Source organism: Microbacterium sp. A94, assembly GCF_051842855.1.
In the GTDB taxonomy this organism is placed as follows: domain Bacteria; phylum Actinomycetota; class Actinomycetes; order Actinomycetales; family Microbacteriaceae; genus Microbacterium.
In genome coordinates, this window is record NZ_JBPXMU010000001.1 from 731,982 (window position 1) to 747,143 (window position 15,162).

Here is a 15,162-nt window from a genome sequence, read left to right on the forward strand (position 1 = left end):
GATGGGATCCCCTTTCAGTTCACTGCGCGGCGCCCGACGCCTGATGCGTGGGCTCTCTTTATCCGCGGCCGATCAAACGGCAACCTGTACAGCTTACCAGCCCGAAGAACACTCCCCCGACACCGGCGATCATTCCCGGATAGCCTCATCTGGTGTACAACGCCTTGATCGATCTGCGACCGTTTCGCGCAAGCGGCGCCTTTACCAGGATGTGGGCCGGGTCCACCCTTGCCGGGCTCGGCGGCCAGCTCACCCTCGTCACGATCATGCTGCACGTATTCGAGCTCACCGGAAGCACTTTCGCCGTCTCCATGGTCGCGGTGACCGGCCTTGTGCCGATGATCTTTGCGGGGCTGTACGGCGGAATGCTCGCCGACGCATTCGATCGCCGCCGCGTCGCACTGGTCGCAGCCACCATCACGTTCGCCTCCACGGTCCTGCTCGCAGCGTTGACCTGGACGGAACTGGAGACCATCTGGTGGCTGTACGCGCTCAGCGCCATCAACGCGGCAGCAAACTCCGTCGGTATGGCCACTCGGATGGCAATCATCCCGCGCCTGATTCCCCGCGAACTGCTGGCTTCAGCATCCGCACTGAACGGCATCACCATCGGTGTCATGGTGATGGCTGGTCCCGCGCTCGCTGGGGTTCTTGTCGCTACAACCGGCTACGGGTGGACGTACACAATCGACGTGGTTCTCATGCTCGCCATGTTCATGGGCCTGTGGACTCTGCCAGCATTGCGGCCGGAGGGCACGATCGTTCGACCGGGCCTTGCCTCTCTCGTCGACGGATGGCGATTCCTCCAGCGCGCCAAGAACATCCGGATGCAGTACATCCTCGACATCGTTGCGATGACGTTCGGCCAGCCCCTCGCACTGTTCCCCGCCCTCGGAACCCTTCTCCTGGGAGGCGGCCCCGTGACAACCGGCACGTTAACCGCTGCTGTTGCAGCCGGAACATTCCTGTCAAGCCTGTTCTCCGGCCGCATCGTGCGGTACCGCTGGCACGGCCGCGGCATCCAGCGCGCGATTCAGGCCTACGGAGCTTCCATCCTCGCGTTCGGCGCGGTCCTGCTCATCGGAGTGTGGATGCCGGCGGCCAGTGAGACCACGGTCAACGTCGGGCTGCTCATCGCCGCTTGCATCGCGCTGGCAGCATCCGGCGCCTGCGATAACGTCAGTTCGATCTATCGCAGCACGATGATGCAATCGTCGGTTCCGGACAGCATCCGGGGCCGTCTTCAGGGCATCTTCATCATCGTCGTGGCTGGTGGTCCGCGCGTCGGTGCCCTGTACGCCGGCACGCTCGCAACGCTCACGAGCCTGTGGTTTCCGCCGCTGCTGGGCGGATTCATCGTGATCGTACTGGTGGCGATGCTCGTTCGCCTGGCGCCACGATTCCGCGACTACGACGCAGAGAACCCCGAGCCGTAAATCAGGCCCGGGGTTCTGAATCGTGATCAGTCCTGCTGCAGTGCGCCCTGAAGGTCGAGAGTGATGGTGACGTCCTTGCCGACGAGCACGCCACCCGTTTCAAGAGCGGCGTTCCAGGTCAGGCCGAACTCTTCGCGGTTGATCGTGGTCGTGGCGGATGCGCCGGCCTTGTAGTTGCCGTACGGGTCCTGACCGAAGCCGCCGAAGTCAAACGCGAAGCTGACCGGCTTGGTGACGTTGCGGATCGTCAGGTCACCGTCGATGAAGAAGTCGCCGTTATCGGCCCGGGCACCGGTGGAAACGAACTCCATCGTCGGGTAGGCATCGGTGTCGAAGAAGTCGGCTGAGCGGAGGTGACCATCACGCCCCTCGTCGTTGGTGTCAATCGAGGTGACATCCACGCTCGCGGTGACCTGAGCCTCAAGCGGGTTCTCCGGCGCAACCAGCGTTGCACTCTTCATGCCGAAGCTGCCGCGCACCTTCGAGATCATCATGTGCCGAACGCTGAAGGTGACCTCACTGTGCGAGGGGTCAAGGATCCAGGTGCCTGCGCGGTAGCCGGGGATGTCGATGCTGCTCATGTGGTTCTCCTCAAGAATCGGGTCCGTCTCGTGACGTTCACAAAGCGACAACTCCTATGCAGTCGCATATATTCCGAATCTCTCAAAAAAGTAATGCCCCCGTCCGGCGAACCAGACGGGGGCATATCTCAGCGGGTGCGTCAGCCGACGGCAACCAGGTCGATGATGAAGATCAGTGTCTTGCCGGCGAGGAAGTGACCGGATCCGGCCGGGCCGTAGGCCAGGTGCGACGGAATGACCAGCTCGCGCCGTCCGCCGACCTTCATACCCGGGATGCCGTCCTGCCAGCCCTGGATAAGACCGCGCAGAGGGAACTGGATCGTTTCGCCACGACCCCAGGACGAGTCGAATTCTTCACCGGAGTCGAACTCGACTCCGGCGTAATGGACGGTCACGGTATCGCCGGGCTTCGCCTCGGCACCATCCCCCTCGATCAGGTCACGGATTGCGAGCTCTGCCGGGGCGGGGCCGCTCGGTGCGTCAAACTCGGGCTTTGTGCGATCAGTCATGGTTCCATCCAACCGGAGCGCCCTTGCTCGGTCAACGCGAAGACACCAGCTGAGAGCGAACATCTGGCGACGCCACAGTGTCGAATCGGCACCCCAGAGTCTCTTGACTTTCTTCAGGGCTCGGCGCATGCTGGTTTCAGATCACCTCAGCGCCCGGGAGACTCGCAGGCATCGCCGCAGCACCGGGCGTTGAGTGTTGCTCGGGGTCAGATTCTCACCCCGTCGATCTCTCAGTACTCCAGTAACGCGGCACGCGTCGCACGCATGCGCATCAGTAGCGCACGCTCATCGTCCGCGGCCAAGGCATCTCGCCCGGTCAGCGCACGCTGACGAACAGCCGCCAGCGCCGTGGAGTCTTTGATGAACCGCTTCATCAACGGACGTCGATCACCATTCAGCGAAGCCGCCCAGTGGAGTCCGACCTTGCGTCCGGCAGGTGTTGCCAGCATCGTCACCTCTTCGGGGGTGAACCAGCCCGCTGCGGCGTATTCGCCGAGTCGTTCCCGTGTCAGACGAGCCTCTTCCTTGCGCAGCGCGACGACAACCAGGATGAAGCCGATGAAAAGCGGCACCTGCAGCAGGATGTACAGCAGGAAGAAGTCTGCGTACATCGCCGAACCGTTCCAGAACGCGTGCAGAACCATGGCCCCGACGATCCCCAGAAGCCCCGCGCTCAGCACCGCCCCCGTCGACGCGTGCCGGCGCGCAGCAAGCCCCATCGCGAAACCGGTCAGAGCGGTGAACATCGCATGCGCGAACGGCGACATCAGCCCCCGCATCACGAACGACACCGTGAGATCCGCTCCACCGCCCTCGATCAGACTGATCGCGAAGTACTGAATGTTCTCGGTGAAGGCGAATCCACCGCCGACCAGCGCCCCGTACACGACACCGTCCACCGGACCGTCGAAAGCCCGCCTGCCGATCACGAACACGAGGAAGACGCCGAGGCCCTTGGCGAGCTCCTCAACAATCGGCGCCTGCACCACCGCAGAGAATCCTGCGGAGTTCAGCCCGAGCAACAGGGTGATACCGATATCGACGAGCAGTGTGATGCCGACGGCCGCGATCGCACCCCAGGCGATGGAAAAGGCGATGAGCGACTTCGGCTCCGGTTCCCACCGATCGATGATGCGAACGCCGAGAAATACGATGGTGAGCGGAATGACAGCGAGGATGAGGCCGACTCCGGATGCCGCCGCCCCCAGCGCCCACACGAAGTAGCCGACCAGCACCACCAGCACGAAGCCGAGCACGCCGAACAACCAGATCGAAACGCTGCGCCCGTGCTTGGTCGGCACCGGCAGCTCTGGCAGCGCCGGTGCTGCCGGTGCCACCGGGGCCGGCGGCGCGTATGCTGTGGGCTGCGCAAGTGCGGAGGCATACGGCGATTGCTGAGCCGGTGGTGTGTACTGCGGCTGTGCCGGTCCTCCGAATGTCATAGCAAAAGCCTAAGGGAACTGTTCAGCCCTGCCCGCATCGCTGACCGGTAGCGTAGTGACCATGCGCTTCGCCCATCTGCGTCGTTCCGACAGCACCGACGTCCAACTCGCAGTCGTTGAGGACTCCGAGGCCATTCTGGTCGCCGATCTTCTCTCCTCCGCCCCTCGCACACTGCAGGAGCTCATCGAGGGCGGAGATGACCTGCTGAGCGAACTTCGCGTAGCGCTCGGCCGCGGTAGCGCCCCCCGTCATCCACTCGCCGAGCATTCTTTCGCATCCGCGGTGCTGAATCCGCCCGTGGTGATTGCAATCGGACTGAACTATGCCGCGCACTCCAGCGAACTCGGCTTGAAGACAGACACCGCGCCGACGGTGTTCACGCTGTGGCCGAACTCGCTCACCGGGCACGACGCCATCACCCAGTGGCCACGCAGCCTCAGCGAATCCATCGACTACGAGGCCGAACTCGGCGTGCTGATCGGTCGGCCTGCCAAGAACGTCGACCAGGCAGCCGCGCTCGACCATGTCTGGGGATACACAGTCGTAAACGACATCACCGCCCGTGACATCCAATTTGCCGAGGCCCAGTGGTCGCGATGCAAGTCATTCGACGGCTTCACCCCGACCGGCCCGTACGCCGTGACCGCGGATGAGGTCCCTGACCCGCAGAATCTGCACATCTGGACAGTTATGGACGGACACACCGTGCAGGACGCGTCGACCGGTCAGATGGTGCGCTCCGTCGCTGCGCTCATCGCCCACCTGTCACAGTCGATCACACTGCTACCCGGGGCACTCATCTCAACCGGCAGCCCCGGGGGCGCTGGATACTCGCGCAATCCGCAGATCTTCCTGCGTGATCGTTCCACTGTCACCGTCGGCATCGACGGCATCGGCGAGCTGACGACGCACTGCCGCATCACCGACTGAGCGGTCCGGTTCCGGACGGAATCGCCCGGAACCGATCCGGCTTCAGATCTGGATCATGTCCTCGGGCAGGACGATCGGGATCGCCGAGGTCACAGCCTCAAGACCAGAAAGACGTGCCGGCGACAGCTGCTTGGTAACCTCTTCGCGCGACATCAGCTCAGCCTCGACCACGAGGTCGGCAACGTTGCGGTTCGTCAGCAGGGCGGTCTTGGCCAAAGCGGCCGCTGCCGCGTAGCCGATGAACGGGGTCAGCGCGGTGATGACTCCGACCGATGCTCCGACCATGGCTCCCAGACGGTCTTCGTTCGCCGTGATTCCATCGACGCAATTGACGCGGAGCGTCCACATGGCTTGGCGCATCCAGGTGATCGATTGGAAGATCGAGTGCGCGATGACGGGCTCGAAGGCATTGAGCTGCAGCTGACCGGCCTCCACCGCCATCGTGACGGTCATATCGGCACCGACCACGGCGAAAGCGACCTGGTTGACCGCTTCCGGGATCACCGGATTCACCTTCGCTGGCATGATGCTGGATCCGGCCTGCTTGGCGGGGAGATTGATCTCTCCCAGGCCGGCCTGCGGGCCAGAAGACAGAAGTCGCAGGTCATTGCAGATCTTGGAGAGCTTGATCGCATTGCGCTTGAGCGACGATGAGAACGACATGAATGCGCCCGTGTCGCTCGTGGACTCCACGAGATCCGTGGCAGTGGACAGGTCCAATCCGGAGATCGCGCGGAGGTGCTTGAGCACGGCGGGCGCGTAGCCCGCATGCGTGGTGATCCCGGTACCGATCGCCGTCGCACCCATGTTGATCTCGAACATGAGCTTTGCGTTCTCGGCGAGGCGTTCCTGGTCCTCCCCCAGTGTGGTGGCGAAGCCGTGGAACTCCTGCCCCAGCGTCATCGGCACAGCATCTTGCAGCTGTGTGCGACCGACCTTGAGCACATTGTGGAACTCGCCCGCTTTGCCGAGGAAAGAACGCCGAAGAAGGTCGAGCTCTTCCAGGAGCGAGCGAAGGTTCAGCGATAGACCGATCTTGATCGCCGTCGGATAGACATCGTTCGTGGACTGGCTACGGTTGGTGTGATCGATCGGTCCGAGGAACGCGTAGTCGCCCTTCTCACGCCCCGCCATCTCGAGCGCGATGTTGGTGATGACCTCATTGGCGTTCATGTTCGTCGAGGTGCCGGCCCCGCCCTGAATCACACCGACCGTGAACTGATCGTGGAACTCTCCGTCGATCACCCGTTGCGCTGCGGCGTCGATGAGACCGGCCCGCTCGGCGTCGAGAACACCGATCTCCTTATTCGCTCTGGCACTGGCCTGCTTGACCATCGCGAGGCCTCGCACCAGATCCGGATACACCGAGATCGGTCGCTTGGCGATCGGGAAGTTCGCGTCAGCCCGGGCGGTATGGATGCCCCAGTAAACCTCGGCGGGAATCTCCATGCTTCCGAGAGAGTCAGTCTCGGTGCGGGTTGCGGTCGGCGCGGCAGAAGCCATGTCACATCCTTGTGGGTCGTGGCGGATAGATCGGGATGTTCCCAGTCTATGCATCCCGGAGCCATCCGACCCAGGAGCGACTCAGTGTCCGATGACGATGATGAGGATGCCAGCGATCACAGCGGCTGCGCAGATGGCGAAGCACGCGTAAGCCCCGTACAGGGAAAGCCGTTTCTGCGCTTCGGTCAACGGATTCTTTTTCGCCGCCTTCGCAGCCTGCTTGGCAGCCCGCCTGGCTTCTTTCTCAGAGATCACGGTGATGGCATCGGTGAACTCGGCAGGTGTCACCACCGGGGCACGTCCTGATCGAACCAGCAGCCGGAGCCCGAAGGCGTAAAAGGTGACGACGGCCGCCGCGCCGACCAGAGCAGCCGCGAAGACCTGCAGGAATGCGAGCCAGTTGATCATGACGGTCATTCGGCTGCCTCGGCCTTCGTGCTCGTTTCAGGCGTTGTCGCCGACTTCGCAGCTTTGGACTTCTTCTTGCGCTTGGCCTTGGCCTCAGCCCGGGCCTTGTCCTTAGCCTCAGCTCGAGCCTTCGCCTCAGCCTTGGCCTGCGCCACCCGCTGCTGTCGACGCGTGGGGGGCGGCGAATCCGGAAGCTCGATCGCGTGACCCGACTCGGCCACATCGCTCATGGCGTTCTCAGACGTCACGGCGTTGCGACGCGAGCGCAGGTAGAGCCCGATGATGATCACCAGCGCGAGCACGGCGTCAATGGCCACGCCCCAGTTGCCGAGCCAAACGACCAGCAGCGCGGCAAGTCCGCCGACCGCCGCTGCGGCGGGAAGCGTCAGTAGCCAACCGATCGCAATGCGTCCCGCGGTCCGCCAGCGAACCGTCGAGCCACGCCGGCCCAGGCCAGAGCCGATGACAGAGCCCGAAGCGACCTGAGTGGTGGAAAGGGCGAAGCCCAGAGCGCTGGAGGCGAGAATCGTCGCTGCGGTCGAGCTCTCTGCCGCAAAGCCCTGAGCAGGCTTCACATCGGTGAGTCCCTTGCCAAGCGTGCGAATGATGCGCCAACCGCCCAGGTAGGTACCGAGGGCGATCGTGACAGCACAGGCGATGATCACCCAGAGGTACGGATCGGCGTGGTCGGAACTCTGCCAGCCGACGGTGATGAGTGCGAGGGTGATAACACCCATCGTCTTCTGCGCATCGTTGGTGCCGTGCGCAAGCGCGACCAGGGATGATGTGAAGATCTGTCCCCAGCGGAATCCGTCGCGACCGTCAGGCTTGCCGTCGTAGCGGCGTGTGATCGAATAGGCGAGCTTCGTCGCGAGAAGCGCGATGATTCCCGCAGTCAGCGGTGCGATCAGTGCCGGAAGCACGATCTTCGACAGCACCATCCCGAAATCGATCCCGCCGAAGCCGACGCCCACAAGGGTGGCACCGATCAGACCGCCGAACAGGGCGTGCGAGGAGCTGGAGGGCAGGCCCAGCAACCAGGTGAGCATGTTCCACGTGATCGCACCGATCAGGCCGGCGAAGATCACCGAGAGGAACAGCTCGGCACCAGAATCCAGGATGGCGCTCTCGTTAATGATGCCGTGCGAGACGGTCTTTGAGACCTCTGTGGAGAGGAAAGCGCCGATCAGGTTGAGGACCGCTGCCAGGAGCACTGCGGTCTTGGGCTTGAGAGCACCGGTCGCGATGGGGGTCGCCATCGCATTCGCGGTGTCATGAAAGCCGTTAGTGAAGTCGAAGAAGAGCGCCAGTACGATGACCAGCACGACAATGAGGACTGCGGTTTCCACCGTTTACTTTCGGGTTTGACGAGGAAGGGAACTGCCGACGAGATCGACGTGGTGAACGAAGAGTTCACCGTGGGTTTGTGTTCCGTTAACCGGCCCCGCTAAATCCTCGCACCCTCGTTGGTATCGGTCAACTCGACACCGACTAGCGTGGGATGGTGACCAACGCTCCAATCGCCGCCCGCCTCGCCCACATCCGCACCCATCACGGGGATCAGTTCGAGGATCCGTACGAGTGGCTGCGGGAGAAGGACTCGCCCGAAGTCATCGCGCATATCGAGGCCGAGAACGCCCACACGGATGAACAGACCGCGCATCTCGCTCCCCTGCGCGAGGCGCTGTTCCAAGAGATCAAGGCCCGGGTCTTGGAGACAGACCTGTCTGTTCCAACCCGCCGCGGCGACTGGTGGTATTACGGTCGCACGGAAGAGGGTTCGCAGTACGGCATCCAGTGCCGCGCTGCGGCGACCGCCGACGATTGGACTCCCCCGAACCTCGCCCCTGGCGTGGCGGTCCCGGGCGAGCAGATTCTGCTGGACAGCAATGTCGAGGCATCCGGTCACGACTTCTTCTCGCTGGGATCGTTCGCGGTTTCGGATGACGCCACAAAATTGCTCTGGTCGACCGACTTCACCGGTGATGAGCGCTACACAGTGCACGTGCGCGATCTCAGCACCGGCACGGTGCTTTCCGATGAGATCCCGAACACCGGTGGCGCGTTCTTCACCCCGGATGGCACCGGAATTCTGTACACCACGCTGGATGATTCCTGGCGTCCGGACACGCTGTGGCTGCACCGGCTCGGAACGGCGACAGATTCGGATGTGCAGCTGTTCCATGAGCCCGACGAGCGGTTCTGGTTGGGCGCGGGAATCACTCGCAGCCGCCGGTACCTGGTGATCGGCGTCGGCTCCAGCATCACCAGCGAGGAGTACCTGGTCGATCTCGAGGGCGAGATCACCGCCCAGCCGCGGCTCGTCTGGGCACGCAACGAGGGCGTCGAGTATTCGATCGATCACGCGATCATCGACGGTGAAGACAGGCTGTTCATCCTCCACAATCAGGATGCCCTCGATTTCGAGCTCGTCTCTGTGCCGGCATCCGATCCGCAAGGAGAGCGACGCGTCGTCATCGCGCATCAGCCGGGCCAGCGCTTGCTGGGGATGGATGCTTTCCGTGACTTCGCGACCGTTGAATACCGCCGTGACGGCCTCGAGCAGGTCGGTCTGCTCGACTATGCCACTGATGCTGTCGAGGAGCTGGCCTTCGAAGAGCCGCTGTACTCGGCCGGCGTCGGCGGCAACCCAGAGTGGCACGCGCCATTCCTGCGCCTGGGATACACCTCGTTCGTTACGCCGGGCACGGTGTACGACCTGGATCTAACAACGCGCGACCTGCTGCTGCGCAAGCGTCAGCCCGTTCTGGGGGGCTATGACCCTGCGCACTACGACCAGGCTCGCGCGTGGGCTACTGCTTCGGACGGCACCCGAGTGCCGATCTCGATGGTGTGGAAGCGCTCATTCGGGAAGCCGGGCGACGAGCCTCGGGCCGTGCACCTGTACGGATACGGCTCATACGAGCACTCCATCGACCCCGGTTTCTCGGTGGCACGTCTTTCTGAACTCGACCGCGGGATCATCTTCGCTGTTGCGCATGTGCGCGGTGGCGGCGAGATGGGGCGCGGCTGGTACGAAGACGGCAAGATGCTGAACAAGCGCAACACCTTCACCGACTTCGTGGCATGCGCCGAGCATCTGATCGAGGCCGGAGTGACTACCGCAAACAAGATGGTGGCTGAGGGCGGGAGCGCCGGTGGCCTTCTGATGGGCGCAGTGGCGAATCTTGCACCGTCGAGCTTCGCCGGGATTCTGGCATCCGTTCCCTTCGTCGACCCGCTGACATCGATCCTCGATCCGGAGCTGCCACTCACCGTGATCGAGTGGGACGAATGGGGCAATCCGCTCCACAACGCCGACGTCTACGAGTACATGAAGTCGTACTCACCGTACGAGAACGTCCGCGACGGCGCCCCCTACCCGCGCATCCTCGCGATGACCTCGTTGAACGACACGCGCGTGCTGTACGTGGAGCCGGCCAAATGGGTGCAGCGGCTGCGGGAGGCCGGGGCATCCGACGTGCTGATGAAGTGCGAGATGGTCGCGGGCCACGGCGGAGTCAGCGGTCGCTACAACTCGTGGAAGGAACGCGCCTTCGAACTTGCTTGGCTGCTCGACACCCTCGGCGTCAGCTGAGTCGCCGCGGCGCGGCGCACGTTACACAAGTCGTCGGTGCGCGCTACGGAAGCCCGCACCTTCTGAGACGTGCGTCTTGGTCGCGTCACAGAAGGTGCGGGCACGTGCCGCAACACTCACCTCTTCTGTGACATCCACCCGCGGGAACGACATCTTCTGCACCGTCACTCAATCGCTCGAACAATCCACAGAACGTGGAATTCTTGTGATGGAGGGTGCAGTGATTGCGGTGTACTGATGCGATGACCAGGCGTGCTCCGCTCCCAGACCGACTTCAGAACCGGGCGTTCTCCACCGCGGATGCTCGATCCGAGGGAGTGTCCGCCTCACGACTGCGTGCGCAGGATCTCAGCACGCCTACTCGCGGTGTCCGCACGGCCCTGATCATAAAGCCGTCGGTTGCGGATGCCGCGACCACCGCGCAGCGATTGCAACGGCTCGACACGGAGATGCTCGAACGTGCAGGAAAGTTCGCTCTCGCGCTGACTCCCGATCAGTTCTTCAGCCATGAGACCGGGCTCGGTCTTATCAGCGTGCCGCTCCCCTTTACAAGAGCCGAGGAACGCCCGCTCCATGTGTCAGCGCGGCGACCGGCCGGGCAACCGCGGCGACGTGGCGTGATCGGGCACCGACTGCAACAGCGCGCGCCGAATCGGTGGATGGTCGATGACGTGCCCATCGAGCATCCGGCCCGGATGTGGCGCCAAGCGGCAATGAGCTGGTCCGTCGACGACGTCATCGTCGCCGCAGACAACTTGATCCTGCCGCGCCGACGTCTTCTGAGCATCCACGATCTGCGCCAGGAGATCGCTGAAGCCGGCGATCTGCCTGGCGGCAGGCTTACGCGGGCGCTCGATGCCGCCCGTGCGGGCGCAGAAACCGCGGAGGAGACCCGCCTACGGCTTCTTCTCATGCGGGCTGGATTGCCCGAACCGGAGTTGAATCTGGACATTTTCGACGCCGGGAGGTTCGTCGCTCGCCTGGATCTCGCATTTCCTCGCTACCGCGTGGCAGTGGAGCATGATGGCCGCGTTCATGCAGAGAACAACGCGCAATTCGCGAAGGATGCAGACCGCTGGGACGCGATCCGTGCATCAGGATGGGATCATGTACGCGTGCTGAGTCACCATATGCGCCCGGATCCTCAGATCGCGATAGACAAGGCCGCACGCGCCCTGTTCAACGCCGGCTGGCGACCCGGCCGGGCATAGCCCCGTCACAGAAGTTGCGTGTGCAACGCCTCAACACCCGCAGCTTGTGTCACGCACGCAGCTGCCGCGTCACAGAAGATGTGCGTGGATGAGAGCTGCTCCCGCACCTACTGTGACACGATCAACCGAACAGGGCGGCTGCTTCGTCGTAGCGGTACTGAGGCACGGTGTTCAGCTCGCCCAGCGCCTCTTCGAACGGCACCCGCACGATGTCGGTGCCCTTCATGGCGACCATCTGTCCCCAGGCACCGTCGACGATCGCATCCGCCGCATGCAAGCCCAGACGTGTCGCCAGGACACGGTCGAAACCGGATGGCGACCCGCCGCGCTGGATGTGACCGAGGATCGTCGCGCGGGTTTCGATGCCGGTGATGCGCTCGATCTCGGGGGCAAGCTGGTCTCCGATGCCGCCCAGGCGCGGACGGTTGAAGGCGTCCATTCCCTTGTCGCTGAAAGCCTCGTCCATTCCTTTGAGCGTGAAGCCCTCCGAAACGACAACGAGCGGAGCCCGTCCACGATCATGAGCGCTGCTGACGAGTGCCGCGATCTCGTCGATCGACATCGGCACCTCAGGAATGCAGATGACGTGCGCACCGGCCGCCATTCCGGCGTGCAGCGCGATCCAACCGACGTGGCGACCCATGACCTCTGCGACCATACAGCGCTGGTGCGAATCCCCGGTCGTGCGCAGGCGATCCATCGCATCGGTGGCGATGTTCACCGCGGTGTCGAAGCCGAACGAGTAGTCCGTGGCGCGCAGGTCGTTGTCGATGGTCTTGGGAACGCCCAGGACGTTGATACCGTCCTTCGACAGGCGATCGGCTGCGGCCAGGGTTCCCTCGCCGCCGATCGCGATGATGCCGTCGATCTTGTGGCCGTACAGCGTCTTGGCGATGTTCTCTGCCCCGCCGCGGTCACCCTCGTAAGGGTTGGTGCGGCTGGTGCCCAGAATCGTCCCACCAACTTTGGACAAGCCTTTTACCTCATGCCGGGTGAGCGGCATGAAATCGCCTTCGACGACGCCGCGCCATCCATCCCGGATACCGACGAACTCGAGGTCGTAACTGGTGGTGCCCTTCAGCACGACGCCGCGGATGACCGCGTTGAGTCCGGGGCAGTCGCCGCCGCTGGTGAGAATACCGATCTTCATGCTGATGCCTTCAGAGGTTTCGGGAGTGGGACGGGCACCATTGCCTACTCTCGACCCTAGTGGGCATCACGGTCCGGCACCATTCCGAGCGTGATGAGAATCGCAGATCTTGAGCGACGATATCCGCTGATTTTCAGTTCTTCCACACATGCGCAGAAAAATCGCAGAAACCGTTGCAAGAAACATGATTCTTGCGCACCGTCGAGGCTATGCCGCGAGGGCCTCCCTGAGCAGGTGCATGAGCGCTGCCAGCTGTACCGGCTCGCTTGCCGCCACATCGATTGCTTCGCCGTCCAGCGCTCGTGCTGCGAGCCCCTGCTTCTGATCGATCAGCTCGGCGATCTTCGTGTCGATCGTGTGCGCGGCGATGATGCGCCATGCGGTGACCGGCTCGTCCTGGCCGATGCGGTGCACCCGGTCGATTGCCTGTGTCTGCTCGGCCGAGGTCCAACTCAGCTCCGCGAGCACCACGTTCGATGCGGCCTGCAGATTCAGCCCGACGCCAGCCGCGGTGAGCGAACACACCGCAATGCCAACGCTCTCATCGCCGTTGAAGTCGTCGATCGCCTGCTGACGCGTCGACGTCGTCTGATCTCCACGGATCGAGACATAGCGGATGCCGGATGCGGCAAAGTGCGCCTCAGCCCGGTCCATAACATCGATGTGCTTGGCGAAGAACACGACTTTGCCCACCGAACGCTGCAGCTGCGCAGCGTAGTCGGCAGCGAGCATCGCCTTGGCCTGGCCGATCTTGCGAACCATCGTGAAGACGTTGTCTCCACCGGTACCGGCAGCCTGGGAATCCTCGAGCTCGCCCTGTGCGACCAGACGGACGATGTCCTCGTCGATCTCTCCCGGCGACAGGCTCTGGGAACGATCTCCACGCGCCTCGATGATGCGCCGGTACTTGGCAGCCAGTCGCTCCCCCAGCTCACGCTCGGCCTGGCGAATGCTGCGACCGAACTCGTCGTCGAGCTGCACAGGCAGATCGGCGATGAGCTTGTCCGGCAGGTCGGCTGCGACATCCTTCTTCTTCCGCCGCACGATGCCCATCGAAATGACGGCATCCCGGGCTTCCGGATAGAACGCTTTGTCCGCCGGGGTGTGCCCCGTGTCATCCAGCTTGCTCATCAGCTCGGGTCCGGGCTTGTCTCCCGTGGTCCAACCGAGGAAGCGCCAGATAGCGTCGAAGTCTTCGACATCGTTGATCAGCGGCGTACCCGTGAGTGCCATCATCAGCGGGTCGCGCGTGCGCTCGCGCACACGCGTCGCCAGCGACAATACGTTTTGAGAACGCTGCGACGAGAGGTTCTTGATGAAGTGCGCCTCATCGACAACCATGCCCTGAAGCCCGATCGAGCCCAGCCACGCCAAATGTCGATCGAGGATCTCGTAGTTCACGATGAACACATCGGCGAAGGCATCGATGTCAGTGCCGTCGCCCTGGATCACTGTCGCCCGGCGTTGCGGTGTCCACCGCTCCACCTCGCGCGCCCAGTTCATCTTCACAACGTTCGGGACGACCACCAGCAGCGGGTAGGCGTTTGCGATGGATGCCGCGAGCACAGACTGCGCGGTCTTTCCAAGCCCCGGCTCATCGGCGAGCAGGAAGCTGCGGTGGCCGGCGCGGACGGATTCCAGGAATCGCGACTGGTGCACCATCACCTCGAGCCCCTTGGGCGAGATGTGGTCATACTCCGGTACCGGCGGGAGCTCCATCGTCGCTGCCGATCCACCGGCACCCGTTTCGAATGCCTTGTAGAGCGGCCCCATGAGCTCCCATCCATCCAGCCGGCGGCGGACGGTCGTGGTGCTGCGGGGGGTCAGATCCGGCGCGAGGAACGGGTTGGCGAGTTGCCGGGACTCGACAGCCTCCGGGATCACCTGCCGCTCGGCCAGAGCTGCCGGAACAACCGGAGCCTGCACGGGGGCGGCATCGGTGATGATCAACTCTTCCGGAGCAAGTTCGGCACCGGATTCCAGCAACCAGTCACGGCGCATCCGCTTGGCGACGGGGCTGGTGGCCTGGTCTGCTTCCAGCAGTTGGATCAACGAGGTGTCCCGAGCGGCGGTCTTCGCCAGAATCGTCGCCACGCCATCAAGTCGCTTGAGCAGCTCTGCACGTGCCGAGTCGCTGAATGCGGCATCGGTCTTCACGCGCGCACGTTCCTCGCGCACCAGGAATGCGATGACCTGGAACTTCACCCGATTGGTGGGTCCGAGCTTGCCTCGCTGAGCCTTGGCTTCGATCTCGCGCACCTTGCGCGCGAGAATCGGGATCAGCGGAGCCTCGTCGAGTTTGCGAGACGTCTTCTTGCGCCGTGTTGCGGCGGTTGCCGTAGTCGGCATGCTCCTCCTGAGCGTGAAAAACCGAATCATCGTTCGAGACGATC

Annotated in this window: 12 protein-coding genes; 4 read left to right on the top strand and 8 right to left on the bottom strand. The window is 63.4% G+C overall.

What is annotated here, in order from left to right:
• Positions 1–209: 209 nt before the first annotated feature.
• The gene (locus ACSU1L_RS03735) at positions 210–1,436 is read left to right on the top strand and encodes an MFS transporter (RefSeq protein WP_439255041.1); all 1,227 of its coding nucleotides are present in this window, start codon (positions 210–212) and stop codon (positions 1,434–1,436) included.
• A 26-nt stretch (positions 1,437–1,462) separates the two neighbouring features.
• Here ACSU1L_RS03735 and ACSU1L_RS03740 read toward each other — a convergent pair whose 3' ends face one another.
• From ACSU1L_RS03740 to ACSU1L_RS03750, 3 genes are all read right to left on the bottom strand, one after another.
• Entirely contained in the window at positions 1,463–2,017 is a 555-nt protein-coding gene (locus ACSU1L_RS03740) for a YceI family protein (RefSeq protein ID WP_439254759.1), read from the bottom strand.
• A 140-nt stretch (positions 2,018–2,157) separates the two neighbouring features.
• Complete coding sequence (locus tag ACSU1L_RS03745; RefSeq protein ID WP_438253682.1) at positions 2,158–2,526, bottom strand: FKBP-type peptidyl-prolyl cis-trans isomerase; 369 nt, start codon at positions 2,524–2,526, stop codon at positions 2,158–2,160.
• A gap of 230 nt (positions 2,527–2,756) precedes the next feature.
• On the bottom strand, positions 2,757–3,968 hold the full coding sequence (locus tag ACSU1L_RS03750; protein WP_438253681.1) for a PrsW family intramembrane metalloprotease: 1,212 nt from the start codon (positions 3,966–3,968) through the stop codon (positions 2,757–2,759).
• A gap of 61 nt (positions 3,969–4,029) precedes the next feature.
• Between ACSU1L_RS03750 and ACSU1L_RS03755 the strand changes: the two genes are divergently transcribed.
• Positions 4,030–4,899: a fumarylacetoacetate hydrolase family protein gene (locus ACSU1L_RS03755; protein ID WP_439254760.1), complete on the top strand. Its 870-nt coding sequence runs from the start codon at positions 4,030–4,032 to the stop codon at positions 4,897–4,899.
• Positions 4,900–4,941: 42 nt separating this feature from the next.
• On the opposite strand, the gene ACSU1L_RS03760 is transcribed toward ACSU1L_RS03755, so the two are convergent.
• The 3 genes from ACSU1L_RS03760 to ACSU1L_RS03770 form a co-directional block, all read right to left on the bottom strand.
• Complete coding sequence (locus ACSU1L_RS03760) at positions 4,942–6,402, bottom strand: aspartate ammonia-lyase (protein ID WP_439254761.1); 1,461 nt, start codon at positions 6,400–6,402, stop codon at positions 4,942–4,944.
• Positions 6,403–6,483: 81 nt separating this feature from the next.
• Entirely contained in the window at positions 6,484–6,819 is a 336-nt protein-coding gene (locus ACSU1L_RS03765; RefSeq protein WP_439254762.1) for a peptidase, read from the bottom strand.
• Positions 6,816–8,159 carry an inorganic phosphate transporter gene (locus tag ACSU1L_RS03770; protein WP_439254763.1) on the bottom strand — a complete coding sequence of 448 codons (1,344 nt, stop codon included), beginning with the start codon at positions 8,157–8,159 and terminating at the stop codon, positions 6,816–6,818. The genes ACSU1L_RS03765 and ACSU1L_RS03770 overlap by 4 nt, the downstream gene beginning before the upstream one ends.
• Positions 8,160–8,314: 155 nt before the next feature.
• Here ACSU1L_RS03770 and ACSU1L_RS03775 point away from each other — a divergent pair, with 155 nt between their 5' ends.
• A complete protein-coding gene (locus ACSU1L_RS03775) occupies positions 8,315–10,408 on the top strand; it encodes a S9 family peptidase (protein ID WP_439254764.1) in 2,094 nt (697 codons plus the stop codon).
• A gap of 242 nt (positions 10,409–10,650) precedes the next feature.
• On the top strand, positions 10,651–11,619 hold the full coding sequence (locus tag ACSU1L_RS03780) for a hypothetical protein (RefSeq protein WP_439254765.1): 969 nt from the start codon (positions 10,651–10,653) through the stop codon (positions 11,617–11,619).
• A gap of 121 nt (positions 11,620–11,740) precedes the next feature.
• Here ACSU1L_RS03780 and ACSU1L_RS03785 read toward each other — a convergent pair whose 3' ends face one another.
• Both ACSU1L_RS03785 and ACSU1L_RS03790 read right to left on the bottom strand, forming a co-directional pair.
• Positions 11,741–12,769 (bottom strand): 6-phosphofructokinase, encoded by a 1,029-nt coding sequence (locus tag ACSU1L_RS03785; protein ID WP_438253674.1) that lies wholly within the window; start codon positions 12,767–12,769, stop codon positions 11,741–11,743.
• A 207-nt stretch (positions 12,770–12,976) separates the two neighbouring features.
• A complete protein-coding gene (locus tag ACSU1L_RS03790) occupies positions 12,977–15,118 on the bottom strand; it encodes a DEAD/DEAH box helicase (RefSeq protein WP_438253673.1) in 2,142 nt (713 codons plus the stop codon).
• Between the last annotated feature and the right edge of the window lie 44 nt (positions 15,119–15,162).